The organism is Enterococcus sp. DIV0236, from assembly GCF_050558525.1.
In the GTDB taxonomy this organism is placed as follows: domain Bacteria; phylum Bacillota; class Bacilli; order Lactobacillales; family Enterococcaceae; genus Enterococcus; species Enterococcus faecalis.
Map to the genome: position 1 here is coordinate 2548807 of NZ_CP187891.1, position 18233 is coordinate 2567039.

Sequence of the window (18233 nt, forward strand, 5' to 3'; positions counted from 1 at the left end):
TCCTCCTTGCTTCTGGCTAATTGCTTTTTTCAATTGCGCCACCTTCTTTGACCTCTTCCAAGCGAACTGAAACGATTTTTGAAACCCCAGATTCTTGCATAGTCACGCCATATAAAACATCTGCGGCTTCCATTGTCCCTTTACGATGCGTCACCACGATAAACTGTGTACCATCTTCAAATTCGCTTAAATAATGGCCAAAACGAGCAACGTTGGCTTCATCTAAAGCTGCTTCTACTTCATCTAAAATACAGAAGGGAACTGGTCGAACACGAATAATTGAAAAGAGTAACGCAATCGCCGTTAATGCCCGTTCGCCTCCAGACAACAAGCTTAAATGTTGTAATTTTTTCCCTGGTGGTTGCGCCTCAATCTCAATCCCTGTATTCAAGAGATCCTCTGGGTTAGTTAGCACCAGTTCTGCCCGTCCGCCACCAAACATATTAGGGAATACCACTTTGAACTGGCCACGAATTGCTTCAAAGACTTCTTTAAACCGTTCTTTCACTTCTTGGTCCATTTCATCCATGGTTTCAAATAATTGTTCTTTCGCATTTAATAAATCATCACGTTGACTGACTAAAAATTGATGGCGTTCATCGACTTGTTCAAATTGCTCGATGGCACTTAAGTTAACAGGTCCTAACCGCTCAATTTCTTGTTTTAGGCGTTTCACTGTTTGCTGTGCTTGCGCTAAATCATCGATTGGGAAATACGCTTCATAGGCAGCTTCAAAGGTTAAGCTGTATTCTTCCTGTAAGTAACTTAATGAGCTATCTAATTGCATTTCTGCACGATTTTTTAGGACTTCAATTTGTGTTTTATCTGCTAAATACTGTTGTTGGCGTTTGTTTTCTTCCGCTAATTTTGTATCTAACTCGTCTACTTCTTCTTGCAACGCTTGTCGTTGACTACGTGCCGTTTGTAAAGAGGTTTGCAACGCTGTTTGTTTCTCCGCTAATTGAGCGACTTGTGCCGCTAAGCCTTCTTCGGTTAACTGGTGATCGCTAGAATGGCTACTTAATTGTTGTAGCTGTTGACGGATGGCCGTTTCTCGAATCAACAATTCGTCCAATTGTTCTTGTTTGTCTTGCTTTTGACGAGCAAAATGGGCACATTGTTCCGCCGCTACTGCTTGTTCTGCTTGAACTGTCGTCAAGCGTTCTTGCGCTTGGGCTTTAAAGGTTTCCATTTGGCTAGCTTCTTGTTCCACTTGTTTCATTTCAGCATCTAAACGTTCTTTCGTTGCCGTTAAGTTTGCTTGTTGCTCTGTCAATGTGGCTTTTTTCGTTTGATATTCGGTTAAGAATTGATGCAATTCCCGTGATTCATATTCAAACAGACGTTTTTCTTTTGTTAAACGAGTAATCGTTTCTGTTTGATTGGCTAATTTATTGTCAATTTCTTGTTGTTTTAAGCGATTTTGTTCACCAGCAGAGCGCAACATTTCTGCACGTTCCGTGGCTGTTTTCACTTCTTGCGAGAGCGCTTGGACTTCTTGTTCCACACTTCTTAGTTGTGTTTCTAATTGAGTCATTTGTTCAGTAATTGTTTGAAGTTCTTGCGCTTGTGAAAATAGGCTTCCTTGGTTGCCACGTTTATTGGCTCCCCCAGTCATCGAACCGCCAGGATTCATCACATCGCCTTCCAATGAGACAACGCGATATTGGTAATTGACTAATTTTGCTAACTGGTTGGCACTCGTTAAATCTGCCGCTAAAATCGTGACGCCTAAGAGATTTTGAATAACGGTTTGTACTTGTTCTGGATAACGAACTAATTCACTGGCAATCCCCACGAAACCCGGTGCACCAGCCAAACGATTCTGAACCATCGCCGATACAGAGCGCGGCTTAATGGTGGTCAATGGTAAAAAGGTTGCTCGGCCACTGTGTTGTTGTTTTAAGAAGGTGATGCCTGCTCGACCATCTTTCTCATTTTCCACAACAATATGTTGCGCCGCACCACCTAAGGCCGTTTCAATCGCCAACGTATATTCTTTAGGCACTTCAATTAACTCAGCCACTGCGCCAACAATCCCAGTTAGTTGGTTTTTGTGACGCAATACAGCTTTCACGCCTTGATAGAAGCCAGCGTAATTTTCTTGAATTTCTTGCAAACTTTTTTGGCGTGCCTTCGCTTGTTGCACTTGATTCATCGCTTGGTACATATCGTTTTGACGCTGTGCTAATCGTTCACGTTTGGCTTCAAGCGTTGCTTTCAACGCAGTGTATTCTTCCAGCTGTTCTTGTAAGCCTTGTTTTGCGACTTTTTGCTCTTTTTCTAGCGTTTCTTTCATTGCAAGAGCTTCAACCATCTGTTCTTCTAGCGCTTCGTGTTTTGCTAGCGATTGTTGATTTTTAGCTGTTTCTTGTTGATATTGTCGTTCTAAATATTTTAAGTCATTGGCTGTATTGGCTTGTTCTTGCATGACTTCCACATACTGACTGCGCAATTCTTCCATTAATTCTTTAGAAGACTTACTATATTTTTCCACATCTTTCGTTGCCAAAGCCAATGCTTCTTTTAACGTCTGACGTTGTGCCGTTTTTTCTGCGATTGCTGTTTCCAGCGTCTGCAATTCTTCTCGATAACGAACAATTTTTTCGGCCGTTTTTGCCAACGTCTCTTCGTATTCGCTTGCCGTTTGGGAGGTGTGTTTGGAACGTTCAATTAAAACATTTTTTTGTCCTTCTGCTTGTTTCAACGCTTCTGTCACTTGTAATAATTGTTGTTGTTCCGTTTCAATTTGTTCATCTAAACGATTGCGCTTGCTTCGTAAACGTACCAATTTGCCTTCTAGGTCATGGACTTGTTTACTTGCGCCAGCTAACTTTTCTTCAATGGCTGTTAATTCTTGCGTTTTCGTTTCCCAAATAGCTTTTGCTTCTTGAATTTCGGTCACAGTTAAATTGACATCAATTTCGGTAAGTTCTTCTTTCAAAGCTAAATACTTTTTGGCCGCATCTGCTTGGGCGGCTAGAGGAACTAATTGGTCTTCCAACTCGTAAATGATATCTTGGACACGGCTTAAGTTGTCCTCGGTTTCGAAAAGCTTTTGTTCAGCTTTTTTCTTTCGTTGTTTGTATTTTAAAACGCCCGCTGCTTCTTCAAAAATCCCTCGACGGTCTTCAGGTTTACTATTAAAAATCGCTTCAACTTTCCCTTGCGAAATAATTGAAAAAGATTCTTTGCCTAACCCTGAATCCATAAATAAATCTTGAATATCTTTTAAACGGCACGCTTGTTTATTAATAAAAAAGTCACTTTCGCCCGTTCGTTTTAAACGACGGGTGACACTAATCTCACTATAATCCAATGCTAAATAATGGTCGCTGTTGTCTAACGTCACGGTAACTTCCGCAATATTTAGCGGCTTACGACCTTCCGAACCGGCAAAGATAATGTCGTTCATTTTGCCACCGCGAAGGTTTTTCGCAGATTGTTCACCTAATACCCAGCGAACGGCTTCCGTGATATTACTTTTCCCACTTCCATTCGGACCAACCACTGCTGTCACATCATCTTCAAATTCAATAATGGTTTTATCTGCAAATGATTTAAATCCTGTAATTTCAATTCGTTTTAAATACACGAATATTGCTCCTTCCAGCCTTACTGAGGAATACTTTTCAGTGCCCGCTCAGCGGCATCCTGTTCAGCTAACTTCTTCGATTTTCCTTGGCCTAACCCAATGAGTTCACCATTCATGTAAACTTCAGTGAAAAAGGTGCGGTCATGAGCAGGGCCTTCTTCTTTAATTAAGCGATATTCAATTGAAACATCGCCTTTGCGTTGTAAAACTTCTTGTAATTGTGTTTTGTGATCCATCTCATGTGAAAAAGCACCGGCATCAATTTTCGGAAAAATAACGTCTTCAATAAATTTCTTGGCTGCGCCAACTTTTTGGTCTAAGTAGAGGGCACCTAAAAAGGCTTCAAATAAGTCACATAATAATGATGCACGTGTTCGTCCGCCCGATGCTTCTTCTCCTTTACCTAATAAAATGTAGTTGTCGAAGTGACATTCTTTCGCAAATTTGGCTAAACTATCTTCCCGAACGATGGCTGCGCGCATCTTCGTTAATTTTCCTTCTGGAAGTTCTGGGAATTTTAAATACAAATATTGTGAAACAATTAATTCTAAAACTGCATCTCCTAAAAATTCAAGACGTTCATTATCGGATAATTTTAAATAGCGATGCTCATTCACATAGGATGAATGAGTAAAAGCTTGCTCTAATAGATTGACATCATGGAAAACAATGCCGTAACGTTCTTTTAACTCTGTTGTTAACTGATTGTCCATTCTCCACATTCCTTTACATTTATTTACACCTTGTTTCATTATACTTTTTTTTTCACTTTTTTTAAATGGTTCTATTCAGAAAAAGCCTGTTATTCACTGTGTTCTCATTATTTTTTAGAAAAAAATAAATAAATAGAGCTATGGCTGAGATGAAAGCGTTTGTTTACGTAAGAGATAGAAAGAGCGTGGGACAAAAATCACTTTGGATTTTTGCGCCACGCTCAAAAACTGATAAACGGCGGGAACAGAAGCAACTCCTTCTTATTTCTCGGAGTTAAACACTTCTGTCCCGACCTCGTTCTATCTCTATTAAATCAGCGGAACGTTGTTTAACGTTTTTCCGCAGTGACACCCACTGTTGCCCATGGATTATCTTTCGTATCAACTGCCCAAGTAAAGTCAACTACACGGTCGTTGACAGGCAAGACTTCATTTCTGTAAAGCGTTGGGATTACAAACGCTTCATCAATGGCATACTCTTGCCAATCGTAGAAGGCTTTTTTACGTTTTTCTTCATCAAATGATGCTTTTGAATCAATCGCATCAAGTAATTTAGTATTTTCTTCTGACTCAAAACGTGTATAGTTAAAGGCTGAGTTTGGACCATATAAGCCGGTTGGTGAAGGATCTGAACCTGTGCCCCACGCGCCTTGATAGATATCTACTTCTGGGTCATCATTTTTCAATTTATCATAGAATGCTTGGAAATCAATTAAGCGTCCTGTTGTATACGTTACGTTTAAGCCAATTTCTTTCCATTGTTGGACATAGTAATCAGCAAGTGGTTGTGCAGTTTCGCCGCCTGACATTGAAGCAAACTTGATTTCTAGTGGTTTGCCTTCTTTGTCTTCGCGAATGCCATCGCCGTCTACGTCTTTATAACCAGCATCGTCTAATAATTTTTTCGCTTTGTCTAAATCAAGCGCATAGCCTTTCGCTTCGCTATCATGCAAGCTCTTGAAGACTGGTGGGATTAACGTTGTTGCCCCTGTTCGTAAGCCGTTGTAGAATTTTTGGCCGACTGCATCATTGTCAATTGCATAGCCCATGGCTTGACGTAAGCTTTTATCTGCCATTTTAGCTTTTGGATTGTATTTCACTGTATTGGTTTCTTTGTCAAACGTACCCATTTTAAAGCCAATATACGTGTAGGCTTGTTCGGGACGTCCTAAGATTTGATACCCTTCAGTATCTTTGTATGTTGGATACGTATCTGTTGGCATTGATAATGCAATATCGTATTGTTTCGCTTTCATCGCTTCTACAATGCTCGCAGAAGGAACAGATTTGAACACTAATTTATCTAATTTAGGTTTGCCACCGTAGTAATGCTCATTTGGTAGGTATTCAACAGATTCACCTGTCACAATATTACTCATGTAGTATGGTCCAATAGTCACAGGGTTTTTACGAACTGCATCGCTTGATTCCATGTCTTTAACAGCAATTCCTTCAAAGGCATGTTTTGGTAAAACTGAACCCCAAACACCGCCACCTAATTGTTGCATTCCTGGGTGAACTTCTTTATAAGTGATTTTAACTTCTTTATCATTGACTTTTTCTATGCCAGAAATGGTTGGCGATTTACCATCATGGTAGTCTTCCATGCCAACAATATTCGTAAAGTTATCATCATAACGAATCCCTGTATAGTCTTTATGACCAATGACTTCATAAGAGAAAATCACGTCATCTGCCGTCACATCTTTACCGTCAGACCATTTCAAATTGTCACGTAATTTAATGGTTGCTGTATTGGCATCTTCATCTAATTTCAGATCCGCAGGACCCCCATCGACAATCTTAAAGTCTGCATCATTGTTAAATAATGGCTGTACCGTTGGAAGCATGTATTGTGCATCATAGTTGTCTTGATAAAATTCTTGCTGGAAAAGTCCTTGGAATTGTGTATCCATAACTACAGCGACATCTAATGTCCCGCCATCAATTGCTTTTTTATCATTTTTAACAGCGATTGGCATTTTTGAAATGTCTTCTGTTTCCGTTGCTTTGTTGCCCCCGCCTTTATTGCCGCCACCACATGCAGCTAACCCGAATACTAACACAGAAGCTAACGTGATTGCACCTAAAATCCGTTTCTTGTTCATCTCTTTTCCTCCCTCATTTTTTGGCTAATTAGCCTAATCGTTGTCGTGCATCTGCTGAGCGCTTAAATGCTTGTCCAACATAGTTTATACTTAACATCAAGACTAAAATTAGAATTGATGCAGGTAACCAAACCCATTGTTTATTGACTAATACATCCCCACTGCTGGCGTAGCCAATTAAGGTTCCTAAACTTGGGACACTTTGTGGTAACCCGAAGCCTAAGAAAGTTAACGTTGTTTCGATCCCGATATTGGCCGCGAAATTAATCGTTAAGTTCGTAATAATTAATGAACTTAAATTCGGCATAATTTCTCGAAACATAATTTTAAAATCGCTTGTTCCCATTGTCTTAGAGGCACTAACGTAATCTCGGCGCCCTTCAGATAACGTTTTACTGCGGAACAACCGCGCTTTTCCAACCCAATAAAACGCACACATAATCCAAATAAAGGACCAGATACTATATTTAGGAATCACGGAAACGAACACAATAATAATTAACATAATTGGCAAAATCATAATAAAATCCACGATACGCATCAAAATATTATCAATCATACCTCCATAATAACCGGAAATAATCCCTAAACCGACCCCGATAATAGACGTAATAATCGTAATGGCAAAACCGATTAAAATCGAGTTCCTAGCCCCGATAATCAATTGTCCTAAAACATCACGACCACCTTCATCGGCACCTAAAATGAACTTGGTGCCATTCATTGTAACGGTACCTGGTTCCGCATATTTATCTAAAATACTTACATGCATAACGGCACTTTGGTCTAACACTAACGAACCGATAAAAACGGCTAATAAGATAATGACCAAAAGGATTAAAGAAAACATCGCCATTTTTTCTTTGACGAATTCTCGCGCAATCATCCGAAAGCCCATTGGTGGAATACTTTCTTGTAAGACTTCTTCTCTTTTTTCTTCTGTCAATTCCATTTTTATCACCCTTTCTTCGTGTTTTTTCTACTGAATTCGAATTCTTGGATCAACAATACTCATTACAATATCAGAAATTAAGGTTCCGATAAGGGTTGCCAATCCCAAAATCAACACGAGAGCGGTAATAACGGAATAGTCACGTTGAATGATACTATCAATAAATAATTTTCCAATTCCTGGGAAAGCAAAAATCTTTTCAATAACGACTGATCCGGCAATCAAAGCAGTAATTTCATAACCTAATTGAGAGGCAATTGGTAATGCTGCATTTCTAAAAATGTGTCGATTAAAAATTTTATTCGTTGGCACTCCTTTTGAACGAGCAGTACGAACAAAGTCCATGTTTTTAACATCAATCACTTCACTGCGCAAATATTGAATAGTGACCGCTGTCCCTAGCAACGCTTGAGTGACCCCTGGTAAAATTAAATGCTTCAGTTTATCTAAATAATACGGCCACGTTCCCTCAGCCAAACCAACAGTCACGGTTCCACTCGTTGGGAACCAGTCTAAGCGATACCCAAAAATAAAGAGCATAATCAAGGCAAAGATGAATAATGGCACGGCAAAACTGAAGAAGTTATAGATAACCACCATTTTGTCAAACCATGAATTTTGGTAACGGCCAGCAATTAAACCGAAAGGAATGGCGATTAAATACGTGATTATAACTGATACAGCGGCCAATGCAATCGTATTCCCCACCCGACCAGCAATGAGCGTGGACACAGGTAATTTAAAGATAAAACTATGACCAAAATCTCCATGTAAGGCATTGCCAATCCAACGGAAATATTGTTCGTACCAAGGATCATTTAACCCGGCAGCTTCGCGCATGGCTTCAATCACTTTCGGGTCTTGGTTCGGATTAATCAATCCTGTAAACGGATCACCTGGCATCATTTTAGCCAATAGGAAAATCAAGACACTTAAAATAATCACTTGCGGAATCATCAATAACAAACGGCGTAAAATTGTTTTCCACATTATTCAGCACCTCCATTTTTTAACGCTACTTGGTGGGTTGGACTAATCGCATGTAAGTTATAAACCCGCCCATTTTCATCATAATAGTCTTTATGATTTTCCCGATACTCTTGCTCAACTCTTCTTCGTTCTTCTTTGTGAGCTTCTCGGTTCGCTACGTCAATTTTAGGAATTGCTGAAAGTAAGCGTTTGGTATAAATGTGTTGTGGATTAGTGTAAATATCTTGGCGTGTACCGATTTCTACAAAACGGCCTTTGTACATAATGGCAATGTTGTCACACATATGTTTAACTACGCCCAAATCATGGGAAATAAATAAGTAACTTAACCCATATTCCTGTTGAATGTTCTTCATAAAATTCAATACCTGTGCTTGCACAGATAAGTCCAGTGCTGAAACAGGTTCATCTGCAATAATTAATTTGGGGCTGGTAGCCACCGCTCGGGCGACGCCTAAACGTTGGCGTTGCCCACCAGAAAATTCATGAGGATATTTGTACAACGCATCTTCTGGCATCCCCACAATGTCCAACAAACTTTTGACTTTTTTCTTTTCTTCTTGGTCACTTAACCGTTCAAAATTTCGAATTGGTTCGGCGATAATATCTAGTACTCGTTTTTTAGGGTTTAAACTTGACATCGAATCTTGGAAAATCATTTGGACATCTTTGTTGTATCCGATCGCTTTTCGACTTCGCGGCTTGGTTACATCTTGTCCTTGATAAATAATTTCACCATTTGTAATTTTTTCTAAACCAATAATTGCTTTTCCTGTCGTTGATTTTCCAGAACCCGACTCACCAACTAACCCATACGTTTTACCTTGTTCAATCATGAAATCCACACCATCAACCGCCAAAACATGATCAGTGATTCGATTGAAGAAGCCGCTGCGAATTGGATAATGAACTTTTAAATCTTTAATTTGAATAATTTCTGTCATTACGCTTCCCCTTCCCCGTCTCTAAAATGAAAATGTTTATAACATGTACAACGAACATAATGATTCGGTGCAACTTCATGTAATGTTGGATTTTCTTCATGTTCCGATGCATCAATCCAAGGAATTCGTGGGGCAAACCGACAACCTTTTCTAGGTAATTTGGTTAACGAAGGAACAATCCCTTCAATCACATGAAGTTCTTCTTCATCGGAATTCTCTTGGGGAATGGACTGAAGTAAGGAACGTGTATATGGATGTTTTGGATGACTAAACAATTCTTCAGCAGTGGCTACTTCTACAAACTGACCCGCATACATAACCGCTACACGATCAGCCATTTCCGCAACTACACCTAAGTCATGGGTAATTAAAATAATGCCGCTCCCTGTTTCTTCTTGTAAATCTTTTAACAAATCGAGAATTTGTGCCTGAATGGTAACGTCTAAGGCCGTTGTGGGTTCATCTGCAATTAAAATCGGTGGTTTACACGCGATTGCAATGGCAATAATCACCCGTTGGCGCATGCCGCCAGACAATTCATGAGGATACTGTTTCCCGACACGCTCTGGGTTGGGAATCCCCACTTGATCTAACAGTTCAATGGCCCGTGCTTGTTTTTGTTGTGCGGTCATTTTGGTATGATACGTGAGACTTTCTTTAATTTGGTCTTCAATTCGCATGAGCGGATTCAGTGCAGACAACGGATCTTGGAAAATCATCCCAATATCGTTTCCTCTGACTTTGTTGTACAATGTTTCATTAAACGTAGTTAAGTTTAAATTGTTGTATAAAATTTCCCCAGTAATTTTGGTATGATTGGGATCATGTAAGCCCATAATCGTTGTTGCTAAGGTACTTTTTCCACAACCAGATTCTCCGACGATTGCCAGAATCTCATTTTTCTTCAATTCAAATGAAACATCATCGACGGCATTATAATAATCATCTTTGATTCTAAATGCTGTTTCTAATCCTGAAACCTCTAGTAATTGTTCATTTCCTTGCATCCATACGCACCCCTTACGTCCTTTCAAAAACATTATATAAATTAACTAATATTTAATGATAGCACTTTCTAATTTTTATCAATGTTAATTTACAGCTCATTGTTTTTTCATAATTTTATAGAATTATTCCATAAAAAGCAAGATAAAATAACTTTTTTCGCAGTTATTTTTTTACATGTATGATTTTTTTTACAAAAATATGTGTAAAAATAGCCTTATTGCTTAATAAAATAACCATTATGTACGCAAAAAAAGTCGATTAACAGGAATGTTAATCGACTTTGTCTTATTATTTTTTATGAATTACTCACAATATAATCTACAGCGGCACCAACTGTTTCAATTTTTTCTGCATCTTCATCTGAAATCTCTGTTCCAAATTCATCTTCAAGTTCTAAAACAAACTCCATTACGCTAATTGAGTCAGCGTTCAAATCATCTTTAATGTTTAATTGATCTGTTACTTGATCCGCTTCAATATCAAAGTGGTTTGAGATAATCTTCGCTACTTTTTGAAGTACTTCTTCACGAGTCAACTGTATTCACCTCCACTGCTTTTGAAAAAAGGTTCTTTCTTTTACTAAAACGCTAAGATACATTGTACTCACAATTTGGGTATTTGTCCATCTTTTTTTCATTTGAGTAACAAACTGATGTCAAGACAATTGCAAATTACTCTGCTTTGCCTTCATAATATTCCACTAATTGTGGGACAACTTGGGTTTCTAACATTGTATGAATTTGACGAATGGTGTAGCGGACGGCATCAGGACCCGTGGCCCCATGCGTTTTAATGACTGGCGCTTTTAAGCCAAATAAAACCGCTCCCCCATGTTTTGAGTAGTCCATTTCGTCTTTCATGCCACGCAACGCATTCTTTAATAATAAGGCACCCATTTTTCCTTTGACACCTTCAGAAAGAATCGCTGTTTTCAGCAAGCTCATCATGTTCATAGCTGTGCCTTCGATGGATTTTAAAACGGCATTTCCTGTGAAGCCATCTGTCACCACCACGTCAGCTACGCCATTTAATAATTCTCGTGCTTCAACGTTTCCGACAAAATTAATCGTTTCATCTGCTGCTAACAATTCGAAGGCTTTTTTCGTTAATTCACTGCCCTTTGTTTCCTCAGTTCCGTTATTTAATAGACCGACACGAGGATTCTGAACGTTCCGAACTTTTTCAGCATAGAATGAACCTAAAACGGCATACTGAACCAAATGTTCTGGTTTATTGTCTGCATTGGCTCCTAAATCTAACATGTCAAACCCTTTGTCTGGTTCTCCCATGACAGGTAAAGTTGACATCAAACCGGGACGTTCCACATTTTTGATGCGGCCGACAATGAACAGACCCGCTGCTAATAGCGCTCCGGTGTTGCCTGCAGAAAAAATCGCATCGGCTTCCCCATTTTTAACTGCTTGCGCTGCTAAAACCATGGAAGCAGTTTTCTTACGACGGATTGCTTTAACTGGCTCATCGTCACTAGCGATTTTTTCATCGGTATGAATAATCGTAATATTTTTTTCATCGGTGATGTATTTTTTTATTTCGGCTTCTTTTCCATATAATTGAAATTCAATGTCTGGGAAGTCTTGTTTGGCTAGCATAACCCCTTCAACAATTGCTTGTGGGGCGTTATCTCCACCCATTGCATCTACAGCAATTTTCATGAGTGATTCCCTCCTACTTTTTTGTTTCCTAACAAGTATAACATATTTTTTTCAAAGAAATACGCATTGGCTTTTACTTTCTGGCTTCAAAAATTACCTCTTCTAATCGAAAAATTGGGCCGCCTCATCTTGGGGTTTCACTCGATTGGCTAAGCCTTGATAAGCAGGATATTGCCACCACTCTTTCACTTGCCATAGGGCACTTGCTTCTTGGCGCGCAACTTCTAAAATGTTAAAGTCCGTCACGATATCTCCTACCGCAAATTGAGGCACCCCTGATTGCCGTGCACCGAACACTTCCCCAGGTCCGCGAAGTTCCAAATCACGCTCACTCAAGACAAAACCATTGGTGGTTTCTGTCATGATTTTCATACGCTCAACGCCCATTTCATTTTTCGGATTGGCCACTAAAATACAATAAGATGCACTGGAGCCACGCCCCACACGTCCCCGTAACTGATGTAATTGTGCTAACCCAAACCGGTCCGCATCCATAATTAACATCACTGTGGCATTTGGTACATTCACGCCAACTTCAATAACGGTGGTAGAAACCAATAATTGCAGCTGATTGTCTTTGAACTCCTGCATAATGTCATCTTTTTCTTGGTTTTTCATTTTACCATGTAGTAATCCCACTTGATATCTTGGGGAATAAAAGCTTTGCATATGTTCAAAAATTTCTGTTGCGTTTTTCACATCTAAGGCTTCTGATTCTTCAATCAAGGGACAAATAATATAGGCTTGATGTCCTCGAGCCAGTTCTTTTTCCATCCATTCTAAAACAGTATCTAACTGCGGCGGCCGAATCCAACGTGTTTCGATTGGAATCCGTCCAGCTGGCATTTCATCGATGATTGATACATCCATTTCGCCATAGGCTGTAATGGCCAGCGTTCGAGGAATCGGCGTGGCCGTCATAAATAGAACATCTGGTTTTAAGCCTTTTTCTCTTAATATTTTTCTCTGATTCACACCAAAACGATGTTGCTCATCGGTGATTACCAAACCTAATTGATGGAAACTGACATCTTGTTGTATCAAAGCATGGGTCCCTACCACAATGTCAATCTCGCCATTGGCCAGTTCTTCGAGAATTAGACGACGTTCTTTCGTTTTGGTGGAACCTGTTAATAAGGCCGTCCGAACTTCTAATGGATCAAACAACTGCTGTAAGCTTTCCATGTGCTGTTGCGCTAAAATTTCAGTCGGAACCATCAACGCTCCTTGAAAGCCAGCGGTCATGGTGGCGTATAGCGCAATCGCAGCCACTACCGTTTTCCCACTCCCCACGTCACCTTGAAGCAATCGTTGCATATGCTTCGGACTTCGCAAGTCTCGACAAATTTCATTGGTCACTTTTTTTTGGGCGCCTGTCAATTCAAACGGCAGTCCTTGGGTGAACGTTTTTAAGCGATCCACATCATATTGAATGGCTAAGCCATTTTTTTCCGCTTTTTCTTGTTTCTTCAATCCTTGCATTTTAAGTTGGAAAAGGAAAAACTCTTCAAAGACTACTCGCCGTTTGGCTTGATGGCTTTCTTCTGGATTACTGGGAAAATGCATCGCCCACATTGCTTCTTTTCTAGGCATCAATCGGTACTTTTCTAATAAATCATTCGGTAAAATCTCTTCAACCAGTGAACCATACTCTTCAAAAGCAGTGCGGATTAACTGAACCAACGTGCTTTGGCGGACTTTTTTATTCACATGATAAATGGGGGCGAAATCTTCATTGTCTCCTTTAGAAGCTAAGATTTTCATGCCATTTAATGATTTTCTCTTGGCGTCCCATTTGCCATAAACAGCAATTTCTTCGGAAAGAACTACTTTGTCTTTTAAAAAAGGTTGATTGAAGAAGGAAACATTAATGACCGCATGTTCTTGCATCATTCGAAACGTTAACCGGCTCTTCTTATAACCGTACCGACTAACGACTGCTTCCGAAACCACTAGCCCTTTTAGCGTAACTTTTTCCTGATCCTGAATCTCGCTTAAATCCTTTTCTTGGATATCATCGTAGCGGAAGGGATAATACGTCAATAAGTCTTCAATTGTAGCAATCCCCAGTTCTTGTAAATTTTCAGCACGTTTTGGGCCAACACCGGGCAATACGCTGACTAAATCTGTGATGTCCATAAAATCCCCTCCTCATTAATATACGCAAAAAAATGGATCATTCATTAAATAGGCTGGTTCATTAGCCCTAACTAATGAACCAGCCTATTCGTTTTTATTTTTTCATCACGAAAACCTATTCTGCTGAGAATAAGTATGGATACACAGGTTGTCCACCTTCATGAAGTTCTGTTTCTAGTTCATCGTTTTCAGAAACTAAAATAGCGATTAGCTTTTCAGCTTCTTCAACCGAACCATCTTCGCCGACAATAATTGTCACGATTTCAGTGTCTTCATCAATCATGCGGTTCAACGTGTCTAATGATGCATTAAAACGATCTGCTTCAGAAACGACGATTTTACCATCAATCATTCCTAAGAAGTCATCTTTTTTAATTTCAACGTCATCAATGGTTGTGTCACGAACAGCTGTGGTTACTTGACCACTCACAACGCTGTCTAACATTTCCGTCATACTTGCTTTGTTTTCTTCTAATGATTGTTGATCATTGAAAGCTAACATTGCTGTCATTCCTTGAGAAATGGTTTTAGATGGAACAACCGCTACTGGTACATCGGCAACTTCTGCTGCTTGATCAGCTGCCATAAAGATGTTTTTGTTATTTGGTAAGATAATGACTTGCTCTGCATTCACTTCTTTGACTGCTTTTAAAATATCTTCCGTACTTGGGTTCATTGTTTGGCCACCACTAATAATGTAGCTTGCACCTAAACTTCGGAATAATTCTTGAACGCCTTCACCGGCTGCAATAGCAATCACAGCAAACGGTACGCGAACTTTTTCAGTCAACGCTTCTTGCTGAGCATCGCGTTCAACTAACGTTTCATGTTGTAAACGCATATTGTCTACTTTTATTTTTACTAACGAACCAAATTTTTGGCCGTAGTTCATCACTTCACCTGGATGCTCAGTGTGTACGTGAACTTTGATAATTTCGTCATCGTTAACGACTAATAGAGAATCGCCTAGTTCATTTAAGTAGTTTCTGAATGTTTCATAATCAAAAGCGCTGTCCACGGTTGGGCCTTCGCCGATACGAACCATAATTTCTGTACAATAGCCAAATTTAATGTCTTCTGTCGCAACGTGACCACTAACACCACGGTGATGTTCAGCATTAACCATTTCGTCCATTTCGGCAGGACTTGGTTCATACGTTTCAGTTGGTAAAAATTCACCACTAAGCGCTTCTAAAAATCCTTCATAGATAAATAGTAGTCCTTGACCCCCACTATCTACAACGCCGACTTCTTTTAGGACAGGTAATAAATCAGGTGTTTTCGCTAAGGCACGTTTAGCACCTGCTACAACAGCTGTCATAACTTCGATACAGTCATCTGTTTCTTTCGCTTTACGTTCACCAGAACGCGCCGCTTCACGAGAAACAGTTAAGATTGTTCCTTCAACGGGTTTCATCACTGCTTTATACGCTGTTTCTACACCATGTGTAAAGGCAGCGGCCAAGTCTTTGGCATTTAATGTTGTAACCTCAGGAATTTGTTTTGAGAAGCCACGGAATAATTGAGATAAAATAACCCCAGAGTTTCCACGAGCACCCATTAATAACCCTTTGGATAACGCACCTGCTAATTCTCCTACTTTTTCAGAGCGAGAATCGGCCACAGCCTTTGCACCACTGGTCATTGATAAGTTCATATTTGTTCCTGTATCACCATCGGGTACAGGGAAAACGTTTAATGAGTTGACATATTCTGCATTTGTGTGCAGACGAGTCGCACCTGCCTGGACCATTTCCTGGAACTGACCTGCGCTGATTTCTGTTACATTCACCTAAAAAATCCTCCTTCAGATTTACCGCTAACGGCAACACACGACTTCCTTGTGCAATTGCATCGTTGACAGTACACTACCTCTAATCCGGTAATACACGAACTCCTTGAACAAAAACGTTAACTGAATTCGCAGTGACACCTAATAATGTTTCAAGATTATATTTTACTTTTTCTTGGACGTTACGAGAAACTTCAGAAATTTTTGTACCATAACTAACAATCGTGTAGACATCCACTGCGATTCCGTTGTCTTCTTGACGAACAACGACACCACGTGAGTAATTCTCACGACGTAAAATATCGTTTAAGTTATCTTTAATTTGATTTTTGCTTGCCATTCCGACAATTCCGTAAATATCTGTCGCAGCTCCGCCAACTACTGTAGCGATCACATCATTGGTAATCTCAATGGTACCTGCGGGTGTTTGAATTTTTACAGCCATTGATGAAAGCCTCCTTATAAGAGCACATTCGCCCTATTTTCTTCCATAACATTTTATCATATCCAGCCTTTAATTAAAAGGAAGTTCGTCAGATATTTTCATTCTTCCACTTCTAAGTGAACATTCTAGCAAGATTTCAATTTACTCTTTTTGATTGCTAAAGTCAAATCATAGAAAAAAATCTTCTTGCAAATCAGTGCCTAATATGATAAATTAAGTTAGTATGAGCTGAATATTATCGCTCCAAGATCAAGGCAAAGGAGGAAACTTAAAATGGCAAAAGTATGTTACTTCACTGGTCGTAAGACTTCAAGTGGTAATAACCGTTCACATGCGATGAACTCAACAAAACGCACTGTGAAACCTAACTTACAAAAAGTTCGCGTATTAATCGATGGTAAACCTAAAAAAGTTTGGGTGTCAACTCGTGCTTTGAAATCTGGTAAAATCGAACGTGTTTAATAAACTTAAATAAGCAAAGCTGGACGTTCGTTGTTCGGCTTTTTTTATTGCATAAAAAAAGAAGTTGGACCTTCATCACTTTGATGAAGGCCCAACCTCTTTTTACTTATCTTTACTTTGAATAACCGCAATCATCCCTGCATCGAAGGAAAAAGCAGCGGCTTCTTCGATAAATTCATTACTTGCATACGATGTTGGGTAAGGAACATCTTGATTGGTTAATAAATATTTACTGCGTCGTAGCGTCAAGTTTTCTACAGGCGTCAAACAGCAGTAGGCCAGATATTCTTTATCTGGCTCTTTTGGTACGATATACGAACCAGGGGCGTAATACTGGATGCTATTTTGACGATCGCATAGACGGATTTGACGAAGTACGCCTTGAAATCGTGGTTCAAAGGGTAACCAAAGATTGGCTAACAGGTGGTCAATTCTGCCCCCTGTCGCACCGATAATCGTCATCTCTGCTTGTGGAAATCGTTGTAAAGCTTCTTGAAGCGCTAATTGTGTATCTGTATCATCTTTTTCAGCAGGTGCTTGAATGAGTGTTTCGGCAGTTTCTTGGACAAAATGGTATTCTTCTCGTGATAATGAATCAAAATCGCCTACCGCTAATTGTAACGGTAAATCGGCCTCTAATAAATGGAGACAGCCGCGATCAATACCTACGAAATAATCATACGTAGCTGGTTCAATGGTTGGCCAATCACTTGGATTGCCGCCAGCTACCAGTAAGACACGACTCATTTGTCTAGCACTGCTCTCAGTGCATCGATTCGTTCTTGAGGATTTTCAGCATTATAAATGTAGGAGCCTGCAACGAACACTTCCGCACCGGCTTCTTTACAACGTGCGGCAGTTTCAGGAACAATCCCGCCATCGACTTCAATTTCATAGGTGTATCCTTTTGTTTCTTTCCATTCTTTTAATTGAGCAATTTTTTCTAGTGAGTTTTCAATAAATGATTGTCCGCCAAAGCCTGGATTGACAGTCATTACCAAGACTTGATCTGCCAAGTCTAATACATTTTCGATCATCGAAAGTGGTGTCCCAGGATTGATGGTTACGCCAGCTTTCACACCCGCATTTTTAATCATTTGTAAGGCACGATGAATATGGGGTGTTGCTTCTTGATGGACGGTAATAATATCCGCACCGGCTTCCGCAAAGGCATTGATATAGTTTTCAGGTTGTACAATCATCAAATGAACATCCAATGGTAGTTTTGTCACTGGACGAATCGCTGAAACGATATTCGGTCCTAAGGTAATGTTGGGTACAAATTGACCGTCCATGACATCAACATGAATATAATCTGCTCCTAATTCTTCTACTAAACGGATATCTCTTTCTAAATTGGCAAAATCGGCACTTAAAATGGATGGTGCTAGTTTCATTTGGCTCTCTCCCTT

Annotated in this window: 15 protein-coding genes; 1 reads left to right on the forward strand and 14 read right to left on the reverse strand. The window is 39.7% G+C overall.

Translation table 11 applies throughout. The annotated features are described in order from the left end of the window. Positions 1-16: 16 nt before the first annotated feature. From smc to IGK27_RS12295, 12 genes are all read right to left on the reverse strand, one after another. On the reverse strand, positions 17-3595 hold the full coding sequence (gene smc / locus IGK27_RS12240) for a chromosome segregation protein SMC (RefSeq protein WP_430596421.1): 3579 nt from the start codon (positions 3593-3595) through the stop codon (positions 17-19). A 20-nt stretch (positions 3596-3615) separates the two neighbouring features. Next, complete coding sequence (gene rnc / locus IGK27_RS12245) at positions 3616-4308, reverse strand: ribonuclease III (protein ID WP_002354946.1); 693 nt, start codon at positions 4306-4308, stop codon at positions 3616-3618. A gap of 329 nt (positions 4309-4637) precedes the next feature. Continuing rightward, positions 4638-6416 carry an oligopeptide ABC transporter substrate-binding protein Opp2A gene (gene opp2A, locus IGK27_RS12250; protein WP_033626461.1) on the reverse strand — a complete coding sequence of 593 codons (1779 nt, stop codon included), beginning with the start codon at positions 6414-6416 and terminating at the stop codon, positions 4638-4640. A gap of 28 nt (positions 6417-6444) precedes the next feature. Then, entirely contained in the window at positions 6445-7368 is a 924-nt protein-coding gene (gene opp2C, locus IGK27_RS12255; RefSeq protein ID WP_002365358.1) for an oligopeptide ABC transporter permease Opp2C, read from the reverse strand. Positions 7369-7395: 27 nt separating this feature from the next. Continuing rightward, positions 7396-8358 (reverse strand): oligopeptide ABC transporter permease Opp2B, encoded by a 963-nt coding sequence (gene opp2B, locus IGK27_RS12260; protein WP_002354943.1) that lies wholly within the window; start codon positions 8356-8358, stop codon positions 7396-7398. Beyond that, positions 8358-9302 carry an oligopeptide ABC transporter ATP-binding protein Opp2F gene (opp2F, locus tag IGK27_RS12265; RefSeq protein WP_002354942.1) on the reverse strand — a complete coding sequence of 315 codons (945 nt, stop codon included), beginning with the start codon at positions 9300-9302 and terminating at the stop codon, positions 8358-8360. Before opp2F ends, opp2B begins: the two co-directional genes overlap by 1 nt. Next, entirely contained in the window at positions 9302-10342 is a 1041-nt protein-coding gene (opp2D, locus tag IGK27_RS12270; RefSeq protein ID WP_002367425.1) for an oligopeptide ABC transporter ATP-binding protein Opp2D, read from the reverse strand. Before opp2D ends, opp2F begins: the two co-directional genes overlap by 1 nt. 263 nt (positions 10343-10605) lie before the next feature. After that, positions 10606-10845, reverse strand: a complete 240-nt coding sequence (gene acpP, locus IGK27_RS12275) for an acyl carrier protein (protein ID WP_002354939.1) — start codon at positions 10843-10845, stop codon at positions 10606-10608. Positions 10846-10981: 136 nt separating this feature from the next. After that, complete coding sequence (gene plsX / locus IGK27_RS12280; protein ID WP_002354938.1) at positions 10982-11983, reverse strand: phosphate acyltransferase PlsX; 1002 nt, start codon at positions 11981-11983, stop codon at positions 10982-10984. Positions 11984-12085: 102 nt separating this feature from the next. Then, on the reverse strand, positions 12086-14122 hold the full coding sequence (recG, locus tag IGK27_RS12285) for an ATP-dependent DNA helicase RecG (RefSeq protein ID WP_002359051.1): 2037 nt from the start codon (positions 14120-14122) through the stop codon (positions 12086-12088). A gap of 115 nt (positions 14123-14237) precedes the next feature. Continuing rightward, entirely contained in the window at positions 14238-15914 is a 1677-nt protein-coding gene (locus IGK27_RS12290; RefSeq protein ID WP_002354936.1) for a DAK2 domain-containing protein, read from the reverse strand. 82 nt (positions 15915-15996) lie between these two features. Beyond that, positions 15997-16359 (reverse strand): Asp23/Gls24 family envelope stress response protein, encoded by a 363-nt coding sequence (locus IGK27_RS12295; protein ID WP_002354933.1) that lies wholly within the window; start codon positions 16357-16359, stop codon positions 15997-15999. Positions 16360-16632: 273 nt separating this feature from the next. Here IGK27_RS12295 and rpmB point away from each other — a divergent pair, with 273 nt between their 5' ends. Further along, the gene (gene rpmB / locus IGK27_RS12300; RefSeq protein ID WP_002354928.1) at positions 16633-16821 is read left to right on the forward strand and encodes a 50S ribosomal protein L28; all 189 of its coding nucleotides are present in this window, start codon (positions 16633-16635) and stop codon (positions 16819-16821) included. Positions 16822-16923: 102 nt separating this feature from the next. Here the strand turns inward: rpmB and IGK27_RS12305 are convergent, their stop codons facing one another. Next, positions 16924-17568: a thiamine diphosphokinase gene (locus IGK27_RS12305; RefSeq protein WP_002361010.1), complete on the reverse strand. Its 645-nt coding sequence runs from the start codon at positions 17566-17568 to the stop codon at positions 16924-16926. Then, positions 17565-18218: a ribulose-phosphate 3-epimerase gene (rpe, locus tag IGK27_RS12310; RefSeq protein WP_002354925.1), complete on the reverse strand. Its 654-nt coding sequence runs from the start codon at positions 18216-18218 to the stop codon at positions 17565-17567. Before rpe ends, IGK27_RS12305 begins: the two co-directional genes overlap by 4 nt. Positions 18219-18233: the final 15 nt, after the last annotated feature.

What these genes read in the sequence shown, in the direction of transcription:
- opp2F (WP_002354942.1), bottom strand. Translation starts at nt 9,302, where the DNA reads ATGACAGAAATTATTCAAATTAAAGATTTAAAAGTTCATTATCCAATT.
- recG (WP_002359051.1), bottom strand. Translation starts at nt 14,122, where the DNA reads ATGGACATCACAGATTTAGTCAGCGTATTGCCCGGTGTTGGCCCAAAA.
- IGK27_RS12305 (WP_002361010.1), bottom strand. Translation starts at nt 17,568, where the DNA reads ATGAGTCGTGTCTTACTGGTAGCTGGCGGCAATCCAAGTGATTGGCCA.
- opp2D (WP_002367425.1), bottom strand. Translation starts at nt 10,342, where the DNA reads ATGTTTTTGAAAGGACGTAAGGGGTGCGTATGGATGCAAGGAAATGAA.
- opp2B (WP_002354943.1), bottom strand. Translation starts at nt 8,358, where the DNA reads ATGTGGAAAACAATTTTACGCCGTTTGTTATTGATGATTCCGCAAGTG.
- rpe (WP_002354925.1), bottom strand. Translation starts at nt 18,218, where the DNA reads ATGAAACTAGCACCATCCATTTTAAGTGCCGATTTTGCCAATTTAGAA.
- rpmB (WP_002354928.1), top strand. Translation starts at nt 16,633, where the DNA reads ATGGCAAAAGTATGTTACTTCACTGGTCGTAAGACTTCAAGTGGTAAT.
- plsX (WP_002354938.1), bottom strand. Translation starts at nt 11,983, where the DNA reads ATGAAAATTGCTGTAGATGCAATGGGTGGAGATAACGCCCCACAAGCA.
- opp2A (WP_033626461.1), bottom strand. Translation starts at nt 6,416, where the DNA reads ATGAACAAGAAACGGATTTTAGGTGCAATCACGTTAGCTTCTGTGTTA.
- IGK27_RS12295 (WP_002354933.1), bottom strand. Translation starts at nt 16,359, where the DNA reads ATGGCTGTAAAAATTCAAACACCCGCAGGTACCATTGAGATTACCAAT.
- rnc (WP_002354946.1), bottom strand. Translation starts at nt 4,308, where the DNA reads ATGGACAATCAGTTAACAACAGAGTTAAAAGAACGTTACGGCATTGTT.
- opp2C (WP_002365358.1), bottom strand. Translation starts at nt 7,368, where the DNA reads ATGGAATTGACAGAAGAAAAAAGAGAAGAAGTCTTACAAGAAAGTATT.